15 protein-coding genes, 1 tRNA gene and 1 pseudogene are annotated in these 18,343 nt (G+C 46.1%); 6 read left to right on the plus strand and 11 right to left on the minus strand.

The window, feature by feature from the left end:
- The first annotated feature begins 192 nt into the window (after positions 1-192).
- Both PGW94_RS01635 and PGW94_RS01640 read left to right on the plus strand, forming a co-directional pair.
- Entirely contained in the window at positions 193-1,131 is a 939-nt protein-coding gene (locus PGW94_RS01635) for a complex I NDUFA9 subunit family protein (protein WP_271757981.1), read from the plus strand.
- A 985-nt stretch (positions 1,132-2,116) separates the two neighbouring features.
- Positions 2,117-2,296 (plus strand): hypothetical protein, encoded by a 180-nt coding sequence (locus PGW94_RS01640; RefSeq protein WP_271757984.1) that lies wholly within the window; start codon positions 2,117-2,119, stop codon positions 2,294-2,296.
- An 86-nt stretch (positions 2,297-2,382) separates the two neighbouring features.
- On the opposite strand, the gene purF is transcribed toward PGW94_RS01640, so the two are convergent.
- From purF to PGW94_RS01690, 11 genes and pseudogenes are all read right to left on the minus strand, one after another.
- Entirely contained in the window at positions 2,383-3,780 is a 1,398-nt protein-coding gene (gene purF / locus PGW94_RS01645) for an amidophosphoribosyltransferase (protein WP_271757986.1), read from the minus strand.
- Positions 3,781-3,997: 217 nt separating this feature from the next.
- Positions 3,998-4,552, minus strand: coding sequence for an aminoacyl-tRNA hydrolase (pth, locus tag PGW94_RS01650; RefSeq protein ID WP_271757988.1), 555 nt, complete (start codon positions 4,550-4,552; stop codon positions 3,998-4,000).
- Between the two features lie 8 nt (positions 4,553-4,560).
- Positions 4,561-5,187, minus strand: coding sequence for a 50S ribosomal protein L25/general stress protein Ctc (locus PGW94_RS01655; RefSeq protein ID WP_271758016.1), 627 nt, complete (start codon positions 5,185-5,187; stop codon positions 4,561-4,563).
- Between the two features lie 331 nt (positions 5,188-5,518).
- Positions 5,519-5,914 carry a ComF family protein gene (locus PGW94_RS01660; RefSeq protein WP_271757990.1) on the minus strand — a complete coding sequence of 132 codons (396 nt, stop codon included), beginning with the start codon at positions 5,912-5,914 and terminating at the stop codon, positions 5,519-5,521.
- 135 nt (positions 5,915-6,049) lie between these two features.
- Positions 6,050-6,250 (minus strand): annotated as a pseudogene (locus PGW94_RS04515) (double zinc ribbon domain-containing protein); the annotation flags it as partial.
- A 99-nt stretch (positions 6,251-6,349) separates the two neighbouring features.
- Entirely contained in the window at positions 6,350-8,053 is a 1,704-nt protein-coding gene (locus tag PGW94_RS01665) for a cation:proton antiporter (RefSeq protein WP_271757992.1), read from the minus strand.
- A gap of 9 nt (positions 8,054-8,062) precedes the next feature.
- Positions 8,063-8,635 (minus strand): thioredoxin family protein, encoded by a 573-nt coding sequence (locus tag PGW94_RS01670; RefSeq protein WP_271757993.1) that lies wholly within the window; start codon positions 8,633-8,635, stop codon positions 8,063-8,065.
- 217 nt (positions 8,636-8,852) lie between these two features.
- The gene (hemJ, locus tag PGW94_RS01675) at positions 8,853-9,296 is read right to left on the minus strand and encodes a protoporphyrinogen oxidase HemJ (RefSeq protein WP_271757995.1); all 444 of its coding nucleotides are present in this window, start codon (positions 9,294-9,296) and stop codon (positions 8,853-8,855) included.
- Positions 9,297-9,636: 340 nt separating this feature from the next.
- Positions 9,637-10,635, minus strand: a complete 999-nt coding sequence (locus tag PGW94_RS01680) for a pyruvate dehydrogenase complex E1 component subunit beta (RefSeq protein WP_271758000.1) — start codon at positions 10,633-10,635, stop codon at positions 9,637-9,639.
- A gap of 86 nt (positions 10,636-10,721) precedes the next feature.
- Positions 10,722-13,316 (minus strand): hypothetical protein, encoded by a 2,595-nt coding sequence (locus tag PGW94_RS01685; protein WP_271758002.1) that lies wholly within the window; start codon positions 13,314-13,316, stop codon positions 10,722-10,724.
- Positions 13,317-13,675: 359 nt separating this feature from the next.
- Positions 13,676-13,760, minus strand: a tRNA-Leu gene (locus PGW94_RS01690).
- A gap of 98 nt (positions 13,761-13,858) precedes the next feature.
- Between PGW94_RS01690 and PGW94_RS01695 the strand changes: the two genes are divergently transcribed.
- The 4 genes from PGW94_RS01695 to ychF all read left to right on the plus strand — a co-directional run bounded on the left by PGW94_RS01695 (position 13,859) and on the right by ychF (position 17,922).
- A complete protein-coding gene (locus PGW94_RS01695; protein ID WP_271758004.1) occupies positions 13,859-15,283 on the plus strand; it encodes a metallopeptidase TldD-related protein in 1,425 nt (474 codons plus the stop codon).
- 126 nt (positions 15,284-15,409) lie between these two features.
- A complete protein-coding gene (gene ispD / locus PGW94_RS01700; protein ID WP_271758006.1) occupies positions 15,410-16,126 on the plus strand; it encodes a 2-C-methyl-D-erythritol 4-phosphate cytidylyltransferase in 717 nt (238 codons plus the stop codon).
- Between the two features lie 96 nt (positions 16,127-16,222).
- The gene (gene ispF, locus PGW94_RS01705) at positions 16,223-16,714 is read left to right on the plus strand and encodes a 2-C-methyl-D-erythritol 2,4-cyclodiphosphate synthase (protein WP_271758008.1); all 492 of its coding nucleotides are present in this window, start codon (positions 16,223-16,225) and stop codon (positions 16,712-16,714) included.
- Between the two features lie 116 nt (positions 16,715-16,830).
- On the plus strand, positions 16,831-17,922 hold the full coding sequence (gene ychF / locus PGW94_RS01710) for a redox-regulated ATPase YchF (protein ID WP_271758010.1): 1,092 nt from the start codon (positions 16,831-16,833) through the stop codon (positions 17,920-17,922).
- Positions 17,923-18,343: the final 421 nt, after the last annotated feature.

Below are 18,343 nucleotides of genomic sequence, written 5' to 3' on the forward strand. Positions count from 1 at the left end.
CGTTACCATAGCTGGTGTTTTCTTTAAAAGACTTGTGATCGTAGCTCTCGTGCGCAGGTGCTGCCAGGGCCACCACGTGCCCACGTATTTTTTACTGTTATGCTCTAGTACTTCCGTATCGGGAAGCTGAGATTGCACAGTGCGTCAAAGTATGAATAATGTAAAGATCTTCTGGAGTTGCACGGAGCCGTCATGAAAAGAGTTGTAGTGTTTGGTGGAAGTGGGTTTGTAGGCAAGTATCTAGTGTGTGAACTAGTGGCGCGTAAGTACTGTGTGAGCGTTTATACCCGTGACCAAAGAAAGGCTTCGGATCTCAAACTATTTGGTCACCTAGGCCAGGTTGATACCATCGTGGGCAAACTTTCAAATACCCGGTTAATAGAAAAGCTCGTTACAGAGAGCGATATTGTTGTAAATCTTGTGGGTACGATCAGTGAGCCACGCTCTTCGATTATGAAATACCTTCACGTACTGTTTCCTGGCTATTTGGCACAGCTTGCTGAAAAACACGGCAAGATGCTTGTGCATTTTTCCGCAATGGGGTCAGACGTTGCTGTGAGCTCAACGTATGCGATGAGTAAACTGCAAGGTGAGCAGCTCATTAATGACACGCATCAAGGCGCAATAATAGTACGGCCGAATCTGATTTTTGGAGTTGAAGACAATTTCTTTAACAAGTTCGCAAACATCGCACGTATAACTCCGGTGATGCCTGTTTTGGGCGGGGGTAAAAATTTGCTGCAGCCTGTGCATGTCGGAGATGTCGTAGACCTCGTGGTGGATTTGATCGCAAAGAACGAGCAAGGTACGTATGAAATATGCGGCCCTCATGTGTACTCTTTTAAAGAGCTTATGGAGTTTATACTGGAAAGTACGTGCAGAAAAAAAACCCTTTTGCCTATTCCGTTTTTTATCGCTAAAAGCTGTGCGTTTTTGTTGGAGAGAAAGCTAGTTTCACTGCTAACACATCCAGTAACGGGCAATAATGAGCCTATTGTTACCCGAGATCAGATAGAACTTATGAAATACGATATCATCGCAAAGGATAACGCAAACACTGTAAAAGGCAGTGGTACAATAGAACATATAGTTCCAGAGTATCTTGCTGTGTATAGGAATGCAGAGAATTGAAAAAGGCCCCATTTATGGCATTACCACCACCAATCTGTGACGCATCTTACTGGGGATATGGGGGCTGTCCTCGTATCCGCTAATACTTCTGGGAGAGTATATGGGAGGGGAATCCTAACAGACGCAAATGACATACATCTTCGAGATTCTGCAGGTATTAGGTGTTGTTGGATATTGCTAACAGCGTGGCATGGCGCGTTAAAATCTGTAGTTTAGTTATTACAGAAAGTGGTGTGAGTGGTTCGCTTTTTCAGGTCTACAGTAGCCTGAAGTAGTACAACCTTATAAAAGATAGCCAATGTTGCGCACTTTGAATATATATATATATCAAGCATGACGCTTGAAGATAAAACAACATTGTGGGTATGGCCTCTTGCTTGTAAGGAGCTGTATACTGTAGGCGTGTGTTTGAGATGTGGCTACCTACAAGGACTGCAGAAGAACTGAAAAGAGCGCTATAAATTTACGGATCTATGGGCACGCTATGCAGTAAAGCTTATAAACCTCAGCCTCGTAGTGCCTATGTAGGTGTGCAGTTTTCTGACATATAAGTGTTTGGTTTTGGTGAGAAAACATAGCTGAGGGTCCTATTTTATTTAGCGCAGATATGAGGTGGATACAAAACTTCGGCTGTGACGCCCAGTAATTGATGTACAAATGTAAATATGAAATCTTCCAACGGAGCGCGCAGATAGTCTGACAAATGCTTGTAGCAGCGAACTTTAGGATTTGATCGTTGCACATTCTAAGACCAAAACATAGCTTGATCTTTATTTTCTCTGCCTCTTTTGTCTCGAGAGTATCTGTCGACTTTTTGGCCAGTACGCTTGGTGGGGCACGATTATTGTCAAAAGTTACCGTAAAAACTGGTGGTAGTGTTATGGCACTTGCGTGCTGGTGTGTGCAGCACTAGGTCTTGTGGCGGGGTTTGCTGCGAGAGGCGTAATGTTGAATTAATCGAAGGTTCAAGGCTGGAGCGCCAGTTATGCCTTGCTTGGGACACTTAGTTTGTTATGAATTGAAGGAGTACCTAACACTGGCAATAGTGTCATTACTGAGGTACATGCATGAGGTAGAGAGGGTTTGTATATTGCTTACTTCACGACATACAAGGGTTTACCCCTGTAACAAGGTACCAGTTTGTATGTCTCGGTCTTATGTATAACTCTGCCTGGGTGAATACAAATACATTGTTAGTGCAGATGACATGTATAATTAGTGTCCATGCTGAAGGATATGGCATGTGCCGTGCTATTCAATTTCTCCCTGTGGATAGAGCCCTGTAAAGCAGGCATCACAGAACTGTGGGGCGGTATTATTTCTATCCGTACCGCAAACTGCTCTATAAAGACCATTAATGCTGATGAAAGACAGGCTGTCACAGTTCAGCATCTTTGTTAATTGGTTGATCGACAAATTGTTTGCTACCAATTTAGACCTTGTGGGCGTGTCAATACCGTAAAAGCATGAATATATGGTGGGCGGGCTCGATATCCTTAGATGAATATTTTTCGTGCCAGCCCTTCTCAATAGCGCTATGACTTCGCGCAGTGTAGTTCCCCGCACTATGCTGTCGTCTACTAAAACTATGTTCTTTCCACGCAAAATTGCTGCGTTAGCATTGTGTTTCAATTCCACCCCAAGCTTTCTGGCCTTGTCGGACGGCTGTATGAAAGTACGTCCTACATAGTGATTTCTTACTATTCCAAACTCGAACGGAACCCCAGATTCTGTTGCATAGCCCATGGCTGCGGGGATCCCGGAATCTGGCACAGGCACCACCATATCAACGTTCTTAGGAGGTGGGCTTTCAGCAGCGAGTGTTGCACCAATGTTTTTTCTTGTCTCATATACCGGTCTATTCTCTACAACACTATCAGGACGGGCAAAATATATGTACTCAAATATGCAGAAACTGTACTTCTCCGTTTTGAAAGGGAACACACTAAAGATGTTATTTTCCTTGTCTATTGCGACTAACTCTCCAGGTTCTATATTCCGGACAAACTTTGCACCTACTATATCAAGTGCGCACGTTTCAGAAGCAAGGACATGCGCGCCGTCCACAATGCCTAACACAAGCGGCCGAATTCCTGCGGCATCTCTCACTCCTATCAGCGTGTCTCGAGCAACGATAGCAAACGCGAAAGCTCCGCGAACCTTCTGTATTGATGAGGAGACGCAATCAACCAGCGTGGAAGAATCGTGAGTCGCAATCAAGTGCGCGACTACTTCGGTATCTATATTGGAGGTAAAGACGCAACCTCGTTTTACAAGGTCTTCCCGCAGGCTACTAGCGTTCGTTAAGTTACCATTATGTGCCACCGAAAGGGGGCCAAATTTGCTATCTACAATAAACGGCTGCGTCCCAGTAGCTGTGACTCCCCCGCTTGTAGAGTAGCGCACATGGCCAACAGCAAGATTACCATCTAGTGAGCCGACTACGCTGTTACCAAATACGCTGCTTACACAGCCACTCTTGTAAAATGAGCCAGGTATCGTGGAGCCTACTGTATAGGCAGCCAGACCGAAGGATTCCTGGCCACGATGTTGCAGAGCGTGCAACCCCAGCAGACATTTGTGTACCGCGTTGCTGTGGTTCTGAATTGCAAAAACCCCGCACTCCTCACGTACGCTTGCGAATGGCATGCACTACCCCAAACTCCATCATTAAGCATTTTACCATCGGGGCATGCTTACCTCTAGCATTAATCACGTATTCAGCCGTAATTGACCAAAGATTCTGGTGTTGCGGTAGAGTGGTCTACTATGTTACGTATGGTAAAACCAACCGAGCATAAGAGAAAAATAGGTTTCTCTCACTGAGTTTAGGCAATGGAATACCTCCATACCTTTTTTGCATGTTTTAAAACGGCACGCTCACTTTAGAGATAAACTCCGCAGCGTCTCCGTTTAAAAGCATGGGAATGTTTTCAGCTATGTTGGCGATGGCTTCATGTACGGCGGCGGGGTTCGTAAAGTCGGACAACACATAGTCAGACATGTTGCATCCGTCGGAGCGTCCAACACCAAACCTTACCCGCAAGTAGTCCTTCCCAATGGCGGCGTCAATTGAACGAATACCATTATGGCCTCCGCTACCGCCACCACGTTTCACCCTAATCACACCCTGTCGCAGCTCAGTGTCATCATGAAATACCGTTATGGAATCAAGTGACATCTTGTACAGGCTCACCGCGCGTTGCACGGGATCACCCGAATTGTTCATGTAAGAAAGAGGCTTAAGAAGTACCACACGGTGCGATTCTAAGTCTCCAATGGAAACATCAGCATTATGCTTACAGCAAAACTCCGGAAAGCCAAAACGACGCGCCACCGCGTCCAATATCATAAAACCGACATTGTGGCGCGTCATCTCATATCGCTTTCCTGGGTTGCCTAACCCAACAAAGAGCAACATGCTACAAGCTATTTGTTGTCTTCAGGAGTCTCAGTAGGAGCTTCCTCAGCTGACTCTGTTGTTTCGTCTGAAGAAGATACTGCAAGAATAACAGGGTCCTCCTCCTTCATAACAACATTCATAGTACTAGGCAGCTTCAAGTCGCTAACATGGAGAGAATGCCCTATAGCAACGTCAAGCAAATCAACCTCGATATTTTTTGGTATGTGGTCAGGTGAGCATCGTATCAACAACGAGCGATGCATCACGTTCAGAACGCCGCCTTGCTTGACGCCAGCACACTTATTCTCATTAAGAAACACGAGAGGAACCTCTATCTTCATCTCAGAGTTTCTATCCACAAATTGAAAATCTACGTGGGTGATCATCCCACTCACCGGATGTTTTTGTATGTCTTTCGTTATCACATACTCCTTCTCCTTACCGATGCACAATTCGATAAGCTTGGAGAATATAGAAAACGAGCGACACTTCTTCAAAAAATCTACATAGTGTAAAGATATGTTCATGGGCTCGCGACCCTTCCCGTATATTACAGCAGGTATAAGCCCAGCTGCGCGCAAAGCCCTGGCACTGCCTGTGCCACACCGTTCACGTACAGAGGCATCTACCTTTATCATGTCTTCATGATCCATCTCGAACTCCTCTAAAATAGCAACCACAATAACGTTGCTGTGCCGTCCAGAATATCGCAATCACACAGATACTCAAAGGCCTATTTTATCCCGCAATGCAGACAAGAAGCTATCTTGCAGTATCATCAAAAAATATGTTTAGTGAGATACAATGCTGTCACGATAGCCGGTAGGCGCTGATCTAACAACCGTCGTCGGCGACCACGCGTTGGCGATAATACCACCAACTGTGTGTTGTACTTCTCCGTCTTGTAGAGTGCATGACTGTATTGCAGTTTATACGGCGCGGTAGTTCAAAAATATTCGCGGCGTGATTAGAATAGCATCATGATCATGTATTGCGTAGAGATCTTGCCAACGTTAAAGCTTGAACCTCAGTCGCGCCAGCTAGTATCAAAGTTTGCGCACATGACTGCAAGGTAGCTCCAGTAGTTGCTACGTCATCAACCAGCAGAATAGACCTTCCAACGACCATTGCAGGGTTGGAAACGGAGAATGAATTCTGAACATTCTGAGAGCGCATTGCAGCAGACAATTTGCCTTGCGGTGGAGTGCTTCGGTATTTTTTTAGTATGAACATTTCTGTGGGTACACCACATAGTTTACTTAACTCCAGTGCCAGTAATGCGGCTTGGTTAAACTTCCTATTAAGCAAACGAGGTCTATGAATGGGAACAGGAACCAGCATAGCGGCCCGAGCGAGCATTGCACGTCCCCTATCAAACATCCAGGACGCATAGATCCTAACATGTGCCATCTCCCCACATTTCTTCAATTGTGTAATCAGTTTTTTGCTCTTTGCGTTGTATTCTAATACAGATTCCAGAGCGGTAAGGTATGAATGCTTACCCAAGCACTGTGCGCAGTATTTCATGCTGGGGAGTAGGGGTGCACTACAATGTATGCAGAAGTCGCCCTTCAAAAATGTAATCATGCTTCGACAAGGAGCGCATACAACGGCATTGGTTTTAAGCAGCGCTCCGCAATTTGCACAAGCCCACGGGAAAAAAATGTCTATTAACTTTCCTCCCAGGTTGCGTAGAGTGCCGTATAGTTCCGCCATATTTTCCTAGTTCGTTTTCCATGTAGTCTGATGCTACAAGGGCAAAGCAGTAAAAAGCATCAATAGAGGTATGAGACACGCTCACGTCAGAGCAGATAATTAAGTATCATCGCGGTTTTCTTGTCGCTTATAATCTTCCATTCGAAACGTGTTCTGTAGCGAAAGTATCGCATTGTCGCTATAACCGCTTATACTAAGCGCAACACCACCAAGCTGTAGCCCCGCTTCGTAAGTCTCGGGTATGATATGATGGGCACCGAGCTTAATGTACATGTCGGCCTTACTCAAATCAGGGATACGAACCGCTATTACAACGTTAGGGAAATTTTTTGAGACTAACGTTATGATCTTTTTTGCTGTTACTTCATTATTTATGGCAAGTGTCACAGCAGTAGCGCGCGCCGCACCCATAGCCTCGAGTACTTCAAGCTTCGTTAAATCTCCCAAGTATACGGGGTAACCCTCTTTCCGTCCTTCGGCAACAACGCTAGGCTGTATATCAGAAGCTATGTAATTCACATGCTCGGCGGTAAGAACCTTGGCAACCAAACGCCCAACCCGGCCAAAGCCCACAACAATTACATGCTGATCCAGGTCACTAGTGTCTAAAACAAGTGCCTTTGCGGAGAAAGATACCTTTTTTGCAGTTAGCACGCTGGTGATCCAGTTGCCGAACGTAGCTAACAGCGGAGTGAAGGCCATTGTTACAGTAGTGGCCATCATCAAAACTTGCGCTAAGTCATGCGATAGAACATTCTTCTCAGCGGCCAAACCAAATAGTATGAATGCAAACTCACCGCCTTGAGAGAGCAAGAGCCCCGCCTGAATCCCTGCAGAAAGTGGGAAGCGGAAGCACCGGCACAGTATGCAAACAATGCAAGACTTCAGAAGTATCAACGACAGAGATAACGCCGCCACAAATGGTAACTTGCTGAGCAACAACTCTGTGTTGATCGACATTCCAACAGTCATGAAAAACAGCCCGAGCAGCAGCTTCTTAAACGGCAGTACCACTTGTTCTACGTCGTACCGGTACTCCGTTTCAGCAACAAGCAATCCTGAAACAAATGCGCCTAGCGCCATGGATAAATTAAAGTTTTCAGTTATAAAAGCAGCGCCAAGTACTATTAGCAATGTGGAGGCGATAAAAATCTCATTGCTCTTCATGGCCGCTATCGTACCAAACAATGGCCGCAATAGTAATCTGCCGGTAACGAAGATTAGCGCCAGGGCGATTCCAGCCTTTAAGAGCGCGTGCAGCAAAGAAGCAACCAAACTAGTAGACTCTCCAGCAAGTAAAGGCAGCAGCACTATTAGTGGGACTACAGCAAAGTCCTGCAACAGCAGTACCGCTATGGAAAGTCGACCGACTTGCGACGATTGCTGCCCCTTTTCTTGTAGCACCTGGAGCACTATAGCGGTGGAGGACAGGGCCAACGCACCACCAATGACAACAGCGCTCTCGGAGTCCACTCCCAGACCCCGTGCTATGCACCATATTAACGTTGCGGTCACTATAACCTGAAGGGTTCCGAACCCAAAGACGTGCATTCGCATCGCGGCTAATCGCTCAAACGTGAGCTCTATGCCTATCAGGAAAAGCAAGAAAACCACGCCAAACTCAGCCAAGTTGCTGATTATTACGGAGGATTCCACCAATCTAAGGCCGTGCGACCCTATAGCAGCCCCAGCAACAAAATATCCGAGAACGGGGCTTATGCGCAGCTTCCAGAATACCATAGCAACCACAACAGCAGCTGCGAGTAGCACTATGACATCTACAAGGTAACTAGAACTATGCATCCTACAAATTCAATTTGTAACATCATCAAGGCAACGCCACTTGATCGAGCAACCAATGCTTGGTACCTGGTTCTCAGGAGCCTCGCCTGTTGCTGCAATGTGCTTTACGGCCTCAAACAACTCACCACCGGGCTCGTCAACGGCCTCGCGTTTAGGATCGTCAAAACGGCCCCTATAACGCAGCGCAAGATCTCGATTAAAACAGAAAAAGTCAGGGGTACAAACTGCACCATAGCTCTTTGCAACATCCTGGCTCTCGTCTATCAAATACTGGAAAGGAAACTTATGCCCTCGCGCAAACAGCACCATCTTATCGTAGGCGTCATCCGGGTATGCAACAGTGTCGTTTGGCATAATTGCAACTACACGTACACCATACCTTTCCATAAGATCTTCACACTGCGGCACAAGACGCCCTATTATAGCCTTCACGTACGGGCAGTGATTGCAAATGAACATTACCAGCATGGCAGCTCCTCCACGGAGATCATCAAGCCCGTAGTAATTACCGTCAACAGATTTAAGGAAAAAGTCGCGTGCGCGGAAATCCGGATCCAATTTTGGTGTACCTATGGCCGCCACAGACTACCCAACTTAGTGACTCTCAAGACTGGGCATTCTAACTCGCTGTGTGGCACAAAGTCAAACAGTTTCGTGTTATGCTAGTAACGCACCGCGCAAGCTACGATGGTAAAAAAACTGCTACTGAATTAATTACGTGGCATTTGATATGTATCTTGCCGTGATGGCACTTAGATTACCCACGCAAAAGTATAAGTAAGCTCTGCTTTGGATAGCCTTAGTTGAAGGGCTTGATCATAACAGTGATTATGATGCCAATTACCAAAATTGTGACAGTCTCATTTAAAATACGGAAAAAGAGTGAGGACCGGACTCGCTTATCAAGAGCAAATTCGCGTCTGTACTTGGCTAGGAGCCCATGGATTGCGAACATGCACAGTACAAGAACAGCCTTAATGTGGAACCACGCGAACAAATACGCCTGGCTGGACACTGCAAGGACGGTACCAAATATCGCGGTAGAAACCATTGCTGGGTTCATTATGTAAAGAAGTAGCCTGCGCTCCATAACCATTAGCAGCGCACTTGCCTCAGAGCCGGGAGAGGTGCTTGCATGGTAAACGAACAATCTTGGTAAATAAAGCATACCGGCCATCCACATTACCACTGAAATCACATGGAATGCTTCTAGCCACCTGTACAGCTCGTAATGTAAAGGCACGGCACACACTCGCTACGGCAGAAAGCAGTGATAATTGTAATGTGTTTGCCTGTGGGAGGCTACGTATATTTATATTTTAATATTTGTAATGTACTCATACGTTAATGCTGACGGGGATGTTACTTTACCGGCAGCATCACTCCACCACGTACGAATAGTTGCCGTGGTGATAGGACAGGAAAGCATGCGTTAGTAGCGAAAACGCATAAGTAATCTCAGATAACAAATTAGTAGAACTTCGCAGCGTACGATGAAAGCGAAGCAACGCTATGCCAAGACATTGAGCCGCCAATATGCAAGCACGTAGCAGACATCGACACAGTCTCCGCAGCCACCGAAATTACGCAAAGGTATAGTCACAAGTCTTACGAACGGCTTCTACGATATCAGAAACCTGTGGTAGCGCGAGGCGTTCCAAGTTTTCTGCATACGGTAATGGCACATCTTTAGCTGCGACTCTAGCCACTGGAGCATCTAGGTAGTCAAACGCACGTTCATTAATAACTGCCACCAGCTCTGCGCCTATCCCGCTAAACGGCCATCCCTCTTCAACTGTGACAACCCGGTTTGTCTTGCGCACAGATTGTAGTATAGTTTCAGAGTCCAAGGGACGCAGGGTGCGCAGGTCTATGACTTCAGCACTGATATTATCCTTAGCCAATGTCTCTGCCGCGTCCAGCGCGTACCTAACCTGTAAGGAAAACGCAAGAATCGACACGTCCGCACCTTCTCTGGCAATGGAAGCCTTACCTATCTCTACTAGATAATCTTCCCTGAGCTGCTCCGCAGGCACCTCATGCTGGTGACCATATGAAATTTCGTTTTCCAAAAAGACAACGGGATTAGGGTCCCGTATAGCAGACTTCAGTAACCCTTTGCAGTCCGCAGCGAAGTATGGCGCAATTACCTTCATTCCCGGTATGTGTGCGTACCAAGAAGCAAAACACTGAGAATGTTGAGCAGCTACTCCCGCGGCAGCGCCGTTGCGCCCACGAAACACTATGGGGCATCCAAGTTGGCCTCCAGACATGTATAAGGTTTTCGCCGCGGAGTTAACTATTTGGTCCATGGCTTGCATGGAAAAGTCAAAACTCATAAACTCCAGCACAGGTCGAAGTCCGGCAAATGCCGCACCCACGGCAAGCCCCGTAAAGCCGTGCTCGCTTATGGGAGTATCGACGACTCTATTGGGACCAAACTTTTCTAGGAGCCCTTGGCTAACTTTATACGCACCCTGATATTCTCCGACCTCTTCTCCCATTAGGAAGACGTTGGGATCGCGCTCCATCTCTTCCTCTATAGCTCGGCGCAAAGCCTCCCTTACAGTTATGACTTCCATATGCCTCCAGAGGTAAAAACTGCAGCGCCCATCCTACTTTAAAAGGACAGGTAATGCAAATACATATAGCCTCTTGATACGACGCACTACCGCGCACAGCTCATATTTGAGTCTATGGCTTCGCACGGCGCTGGTGCACTTAGATCATTACTCGGGCAACCCGTGTCCGTGTGTTCTGTAAGCGTATCAACTAAAGGCTGTCTTGATGCGTGGTTCCAACGACGATCTACAGTTACAGCTATAGCCATAGACATTACCATTGCGAGGGAAATACCCGCGACAAAAATAGCATCGCACCGTTGCACAATGGCTACGTCAATGACTCTTCTCCAGAAAAACGCGTAAGAGACTGTTGTTAGAGAGAAAAGCGCTATGCATGAGAAGGAAATTGCACAAGCAGTTTTACAACCTATACGGTTTGGCACTGTGCGAGTCTTATTGTAACGCTGAATGGCAACGTCGTCAGGGCTAACCTGAAGGTACACCATACTGTCTGGTATTGTGACGGATGTAGAATCGGGAGCAGGTGAGGCGGTGGGAGCAAGTGCGGTGTCGCGCTGCTCAACACAGCTCTCAACTGTTGGAGTCCCAGGCTCCATAGTTTCTGCAATAGGTTCCGCATGGCAACTTTGTTGCGCCAGACTTACTTCATTTTCGATTATCTGTTGCGCAGTCCTGTGAAGCACTTGTGGGCTTGCCGATAAGCAGCGCCTTCTTTCGTGCATATGAGGGCAAGAGGCCGATACTGCTCTGGGCAGTGATGGGCTAGGGAGAGGACTAGCACTAGGTGCAGAACTTGTGCATTGCACGTAATCGGATTGGTCATCAATTGTAGGTATGAACCCCAACCCTGTGACTGTATAGTGTGGCCTCCCAACATTTCTGATTCCTGCAACGCTTGGTGTAAGACAATGCCCAGATTGAGGTGATGCAGTGGCTGTGGATATCATAGGACTGTGACACGAAGCTGTAATGCTTGGGGCATCTCCCATAGAATCCGATACACTGGCTACCTCTTCGTACAGTGGCGCCATAGGGTGGTATGGGATGTGTTGTGTATCCTGTATTATGATAGTACACTGGGCTGTTCCCGAGCTGAGAAAGGCATCAATATTTGTTGAAAAACCAGCAGAACGAGTAATCGTGTTTATAAAACTTTCAGAAAACCTTTTGTTTGCGGACGCAAAAGTTGCTTCCAATACAGAAGCTACTGCGTAAATACTTCCTTTTTTAGCATTGTGTGTTGCAGTCGTATTTCGGCCCCTCTGAGCATTGTATGCAGCTTCATCATATGCAATGAGATCTACGGAATCGCAAACGTTATACGGCGACCCAGGATACGGAGGAGTGCCCATGTCCAGAACATGAAGTACAGTGACGTTTTTTGATTTGTCCATGTCTTGTACTGTAGAGATGTATGCGAGTGCTCTATGCCCTAGACCGAACAAGTTTTTGCTAGAGTTGACTATGAGATGTAAGTACGAAGACAGCATTTTAGCCGAAACTTTTTTGCCAGGGGTACGAGCTGGGTTTATTCTTATATCCAGCACTGTGCATTTATTGTGCTCTACAAGGGGGCTTTGAGTTTTAATGCCACGAGCATGAAAAAATGGTTCCAACGTTGCTGAGTGCGGTATTTCTTTTCTTGAAGAACATTCAAAAGGCAAAATTGTTTCTGCGAGTACGTGGGCCTTATCTTTATCTAGTTCTATTTCATACAGTGACAGCATAGACATCCTCATGTGCTGTGTTGCTATGTCAAAGGACGATAACGGCAATATGTGATCTTGTGAGCCATACAGATATATGCATGCCTGCATCTTGTGTCTTTTTACAGGACGCGGCTTCTGCTTTAGTGCGGACGAGCACATTTCAACATAATTTATAGATGAGCAACCGACGCCAAGATAGTAGGGTGCGTTTGTGATTCCGAAATCATTTGTGCTAGCAGACAGCAATGAACGATATATTGGTAGCAACTGTAAGGCGCGGGCGAGAGTCTCCAAGGCAGGTACGGACGTCTCAACATGCTTTACAGTCATGTCGGTAATAAACTCAGGAGCGAGTGACACCGATAGTACCAGCTTAGAAGGTCTACGTGGCTCCATGCAGGTTACTATGTCCGTGATTTCCCGCCTAAGATACTCACCTGCAGCGACAAAGAACTCTGTCCTGCGACCATCAACGGTTTTGTTATCGAGTAATAATAGTTGGTCAGTATTCAAGGTGTGTCTACGTACCAATAAATTGCCTTCGTATACCGAGTAAGACACATGTATCATGCTACTCCACGCCGGTATGGTGCTGGTTCCGAAATTTCCAACCTCCTCAAGTGTATGTATGAGGTATGTCGGGATTACGTATGCATTGAATAGATTTGAAAGCAAATAAGCGCTTCTCATGGAGAAATCATCAGTAGATTCCGCATATTTGCGTCGTGCTGTAGCGTCTATTTTTAGCGCTTCAGCATCTATCTCGTCGCTGTATGCCACTATTGTTTGATTTAATTCCAGCTCTGGTAACGGGTGTAATTGGTCATTTAACCCACGTGCAGGCGGCACATGTGATGGCATATTTATGAGTTGCAAGATATTCTTAACTGCGGGAGTAAGTGAAATTTTTAACAATCTACGTGCCATGTCTTTGCACACAGCAGTGTCGTTTATAGCAGGTTTGGTCATGTAGGGTCCCCAATACGTAACAGGTGTAAATTTTACCGCTCAGTTAATCTGTCATTCCCATGAGCTGCACGGAAGGATAAGTTAACCCATCTGTGTACTGAGCGTGAGATATAATCATAAAGGATTTTACGCTTATGTATGATATATCACAATAATTATGCATACTTGCAGGCGATATCCGAGATAATCGCAGTATATGTCATATACCATGTAGAAATGTCCTATACAACCTTTTGTGTGTGAGTTGGAGACGCCGTGGATGTACACTTGTGCAATGTTTCAGCTACGCGATCACTGTGTACAGCAGGTCTACTGCAGATTAAGTCTATACGGTGTTAGTCCAGCGGGAATACCTGGCATGCCCGAAAGAAGACTCGAACTTCCACAACCTTTAGGGTTACTAGCACCTGAAGCTAGCGCGTCTACCAATTCCGCCATTCGGACAAAACACATAATCAGCGAGGCAAATACGCCCCGGAATTCAGTTGATTATTAAGGACCGCCAAGTATATTGGTGCAGTTATACACACAAAAGAGCCGGAATGGAAGAATTCGATGTGGAGAAGATATTTTACGACCGGGCTGATAAAAGTAAGTTACAGGATTTGGTAAGGGATACTCTGCGTAATGCAGATGGGGGAGAGCTTTTTTTAGAGTTCTGCCATTCGGAAGCTCTGAGCATAGAGAACGGTGTGATAAAGAACGCTGACTTTGGCTTTCGCAAGGGTTTTGGCTTTAGAGCGTTTACTGGAGGTGTTGCCTCAATGGTGTGTTCATCTGAAATAGGGGATGAAGAAATCAAAAAAGCCGCTGTCTTGGTTAAACAACCCGGTATGCATGGTACAGGAGTGGTCAGCTGTGAGGCTCCTGACAAGAAGAGACAGCTGTATACCGCAGATAACCCTGTGAGTGAAATCTCCTTTGCAAGCAAGGTTCGTATTCTGCAGAACGTAGATGCATATCTTAGAGACTCCAGTAAACATGTAGTGCAAGTAAAAGCTGCGCTTAATACGCAGTGGCAGGTTGTGCAGATTATCAAGCGCGACGGCAGCTGCGTTGGCGATTTACGCCCATTAGTCCGGCTTGATGTGTATGTACTTGTTGAAAAGGGTGGAAGGAAGGAACATGGAAGAGGAGGCTTGGGTGGCAGATCTCTATGTTCGGAATTTGTTCAGGAAGAGCAATGGAAAAAGGTCGCCGATGAGGCTTTACGGCAATCAATGATAAACATGGATGCTGTAGCGTCGCCAGCGGGCGAAATCACCGTAGTTCTGGGTCCAGGTTTTCCGGGGGTATTATTGCACGAGGCAGTTGGGCATGGCTTGGAGAGCGACTTCAATCGCAAAAAGGTGTCTGCGTTTTCAGAGGCCATGGGTACAAGGGTTGCGTCTCAAGGTATAACGGTGGTGGATGATGGCACTGTACACGGTCGCAGAGGATCGCTGAATGTTGACGATGAGGGTACAGCTTCACAGTATAACGTTCTCATAGAAGACGGAATTCTTGTTTCATATATGCACGACAATATGAATTCCAAACTTATGGGTGTATCTTCTACGGGTAATGGTAGGCGTGCTAGCTATAAGAGTATGGTCATACCACGGATGACAAATACTTACATGCTGCCTGGTACTTATACTCATGATGAAATAGTTTCTAGCGTCAAGCGGGGTATATATGCTGCCGATTTTGGGGGAGGCCAAGTTGATATCACCTCAGGTCAATTCGTTTTTTCCGCGTCTGAGAGCTACATGATAGAGAATGGTAAGATCGGTACCCCCCTGAAAGGAGCTACTCTAGTTGGCAGCGGTCCAGAGGTTCTAAAACGGGTCTCTATGGTGGGCGATAATCTGGAGTTGGATCCGGGTACTGGTACATGTTCCAAGAACGGGCAGAGTATCCCCGTGTGTGTTGGGCAGCCCACGCTAAAGATAGACTCTATCACAGTCGGCGGGACAGATATGTGATGGCGTACGGTTGTTACGTACATTACAGCACCTGTGCCATAGCTCGGGCATAAAGTAGCGTAGGGCAGGAAGCGGGTGATGCGAGCATCACCAAAGCCACCCAACAGAAAGCAGGAAAGATTTGAGATGAGCACATTCTATGTGTTGATAGTAGCTGCGGGGAACAGTAGCAGATTAGGCGCTGATAGATGTCCCAAACAGTATCTGCATATTAATCACCGTGCTGTGCTAGCACATACAATAGTAAACATGAATTCCGGATATGGGTATCCCACTAGAGTCGTGATAAAGAAAGGGCACGAGGAATTGTATAAAAACTCCATGCTTTCTCTTCCTAAAGGCGCTTCGTATTCACTCATGGCGCCAGTTTACGGAGGAACACGCAGGCAAGACTCTGTAAGAATAGGCCTGGAAAGCATTGAGGATGAGGATCCTGAATTCGTGGTGATTCACGATGCTTGCCGGCCTTTTGCTAGCCTGCCCTATATCGACGCTGTTCTGCAGCGCCTAGCAGATCACAAAGGAGTAGTGCCAGCGGTAGTTCCCATAGACACCATTAGCAGTATTAACAATGGTACCTTAGAAGGCACGCTAGATAGAGAATCATTAAGGGTAATCCAAACACCACAGATATTCAGGTACAAAGATATTCTCTCATGCCACAGAAAAGTGTACGACGAAGACCCGGAAAGGTACTTTACAGATGAATCGTCTGTCCTCATAGCTTGCGGTGAGTCCGTTGCAGTGATTGAAGGCGACTATAACAATTTCAAAATAACGACAGCACAGGACGTTGTCAGAGCTGCAGAGTACATGAGCACATATACACCTGCAGTTCTCTAGCCTTACCGCGCAATGGGGGATTGTTACAGAGTGCTGTGATTTGCATTAAAAACCTTTATGTGTATAAAAGTATTTTTCCTGTTTATGGCACTTTATATGCCTTTTCGTGTAGGAATGGGTTATGACGTTCACAGATTCGCAGACATAACAACACATGCTCAGTTTATCACCGTGTGTGGTGTAAAGATTAACCATACAAGAGGAATCATAGCGCATTCTGATGGCGATGTTGCAATTCATGCGCTGACGGACGCATTACTGGGATGCGTAGGCGCAGGGGATATAGGACAGCACTTTCCTAACGACAGCCCTTTGTGGAAAGATATGTCATCAAGCCACTTTCTGGTTGAAGCAACAAAACATGTTGAGGCTCAAGGCTACTCAATATTGAATTTTGACATAACCATAATATGTGAGCACCCTAAGATAGCACCGCATGTGCAAAGTATGAAAGACACTTTGTCTGACCTGTTGGGTCTGGAAACGGCGCGTATGAGTATAAAGGCCACTACCACAGAAAAACTTGGCTTTTTAGGACGTGGTGAAGGAATAGCTGCCCATGCGGTTGCTCTTTGTATTCGGAGTTAATACACAGGAAGTTATTGTGTCATGCGCTTTGCAGGCTCAGACCAGGTAACGTAGGGGTATCGCCAAAAGACATTAGATGGTAGAATACTTCCATGTTATGAAATCTGTTTTGCTTGATGGGATTGAACTGCGGAATAGTGGGCCTGCCAAATGTTGGTAAGTCTACGTTATTTAATGCATTGACACAGTCATCGCTTGCTGAAGTCGCAAACTATCCGTTTTGCACTATAGAACCAAATACCGGCAAGACTATAGTGCGTGATGCCAGGCTAAAGAGCCTTGCTGCCATAGCGAATTCAGAAAAGACCATCTACAGCCAGGTGGAGTTTGTTGACATTGCTGGATTGGTTCAAGGAGCAAGCGCTGGCGAGGGATTGGGAAATAAGTTTTTAGGCCATATACGTGAGGTAGATGCGATACTTCATGTTCTCAGGTGCTTCGAAGACGGCGATGTACGGCATGTACACTCCAATGTCGATCCGGTTCATGATGCTGAAATTGTAGATATGGAGCTAATGCTTGCAGACCTTGAAAGCGTCAAACGCCGCCTAACCAGCATGGCCAAAGTTGCAAATTCGGACAAGGACATTAAGCGCAGAAAGGACTCCTTGGAAAGGGTACTAGTAGCATTAGAAAATGGACATCCAGCGCGAAGCGTGACCGAAATAGATCAGCAGGAGCTGCACCAGCTACAACTTATTACGAGCAAGCCTGTAATGTATGTATGCAATGTTGAAGAAACGAGCGTCACTACCGGCAATAGGCTGTCAAATGCAGTAAAAGAAATGGCGGAAGCATCTGGAAGTAAGTGCTGCTGCTTATCTGCAAAGTTGGAAGCAGAGATCATGAATTTAGAAGATGAAGAAATGCGCAATGATTTTCTGCGGGAAGTAGGATTACCAGAATCAGGCATAGACACCGCAGTGCGGGTTATGTACAGCCTCCTCAATCTGATCACTTTTTTCACAGTTGGACCCAAAGAGGCAAGGGCGTGGTCTATTGTAAAAAATACCCGCGCTGATAAGGCTGCCGGAACAATACATACAGACTTTGAAAAGGGATTTATAAAGGCTGAAACCATCAGTTTTGATGACTACGTGAAGTACGAAGGCATCGCGGAATGCAAGAAGGCAGGCAAGGTGAGATTCGAGGGAAGAGATTACATTGTTCAAGACGGAGATGTAATACATTTCAGAGTCAACAAGTGATTTCATTACGTTTAACTGCATCTTCACCGTCACAATTTCAATAGTAACTCCGCAATTGTTGGGGATTGGCTGCGGTGCTTTGTGTGTTACCAGCAGGCGCTAATTCTTGTATGTGGTGCTGTTGTGCTGACAGGTTCTGTGCCAGTTGGGTAAGGCCATCGATCCCCATAAAGGGTCGTAACCTGTTGCTACGCTTGCGAATACTTGCCGTGTCCATACTAACACGGGTCACGAATTCTTGTGTACATTTAGCTATGATGGCGCAGTATTACCCTCAGTCTGTGTTCTTGGCTTTTGTCCGGCAATCTACTACATCACAACACTAGTGCAGCTATTTTGTTCTATACGCAGAAAGATTTACTTTGGCTTTTATACACATAAAGGTTTTTAATGCAAATCACAGCACTCTGTAACAATCCCC

It is taken from the genome of Candidatus Anaplasma sp. TIGMIC (assembly GCF_028204095.1).
In the GTDB taxonomy this organism is placed as follows: Bacteria; Pseudomonadota; Alphaproteobacteria; order Rickettsiales; family Anaplasmataceae; genus Anaplasma.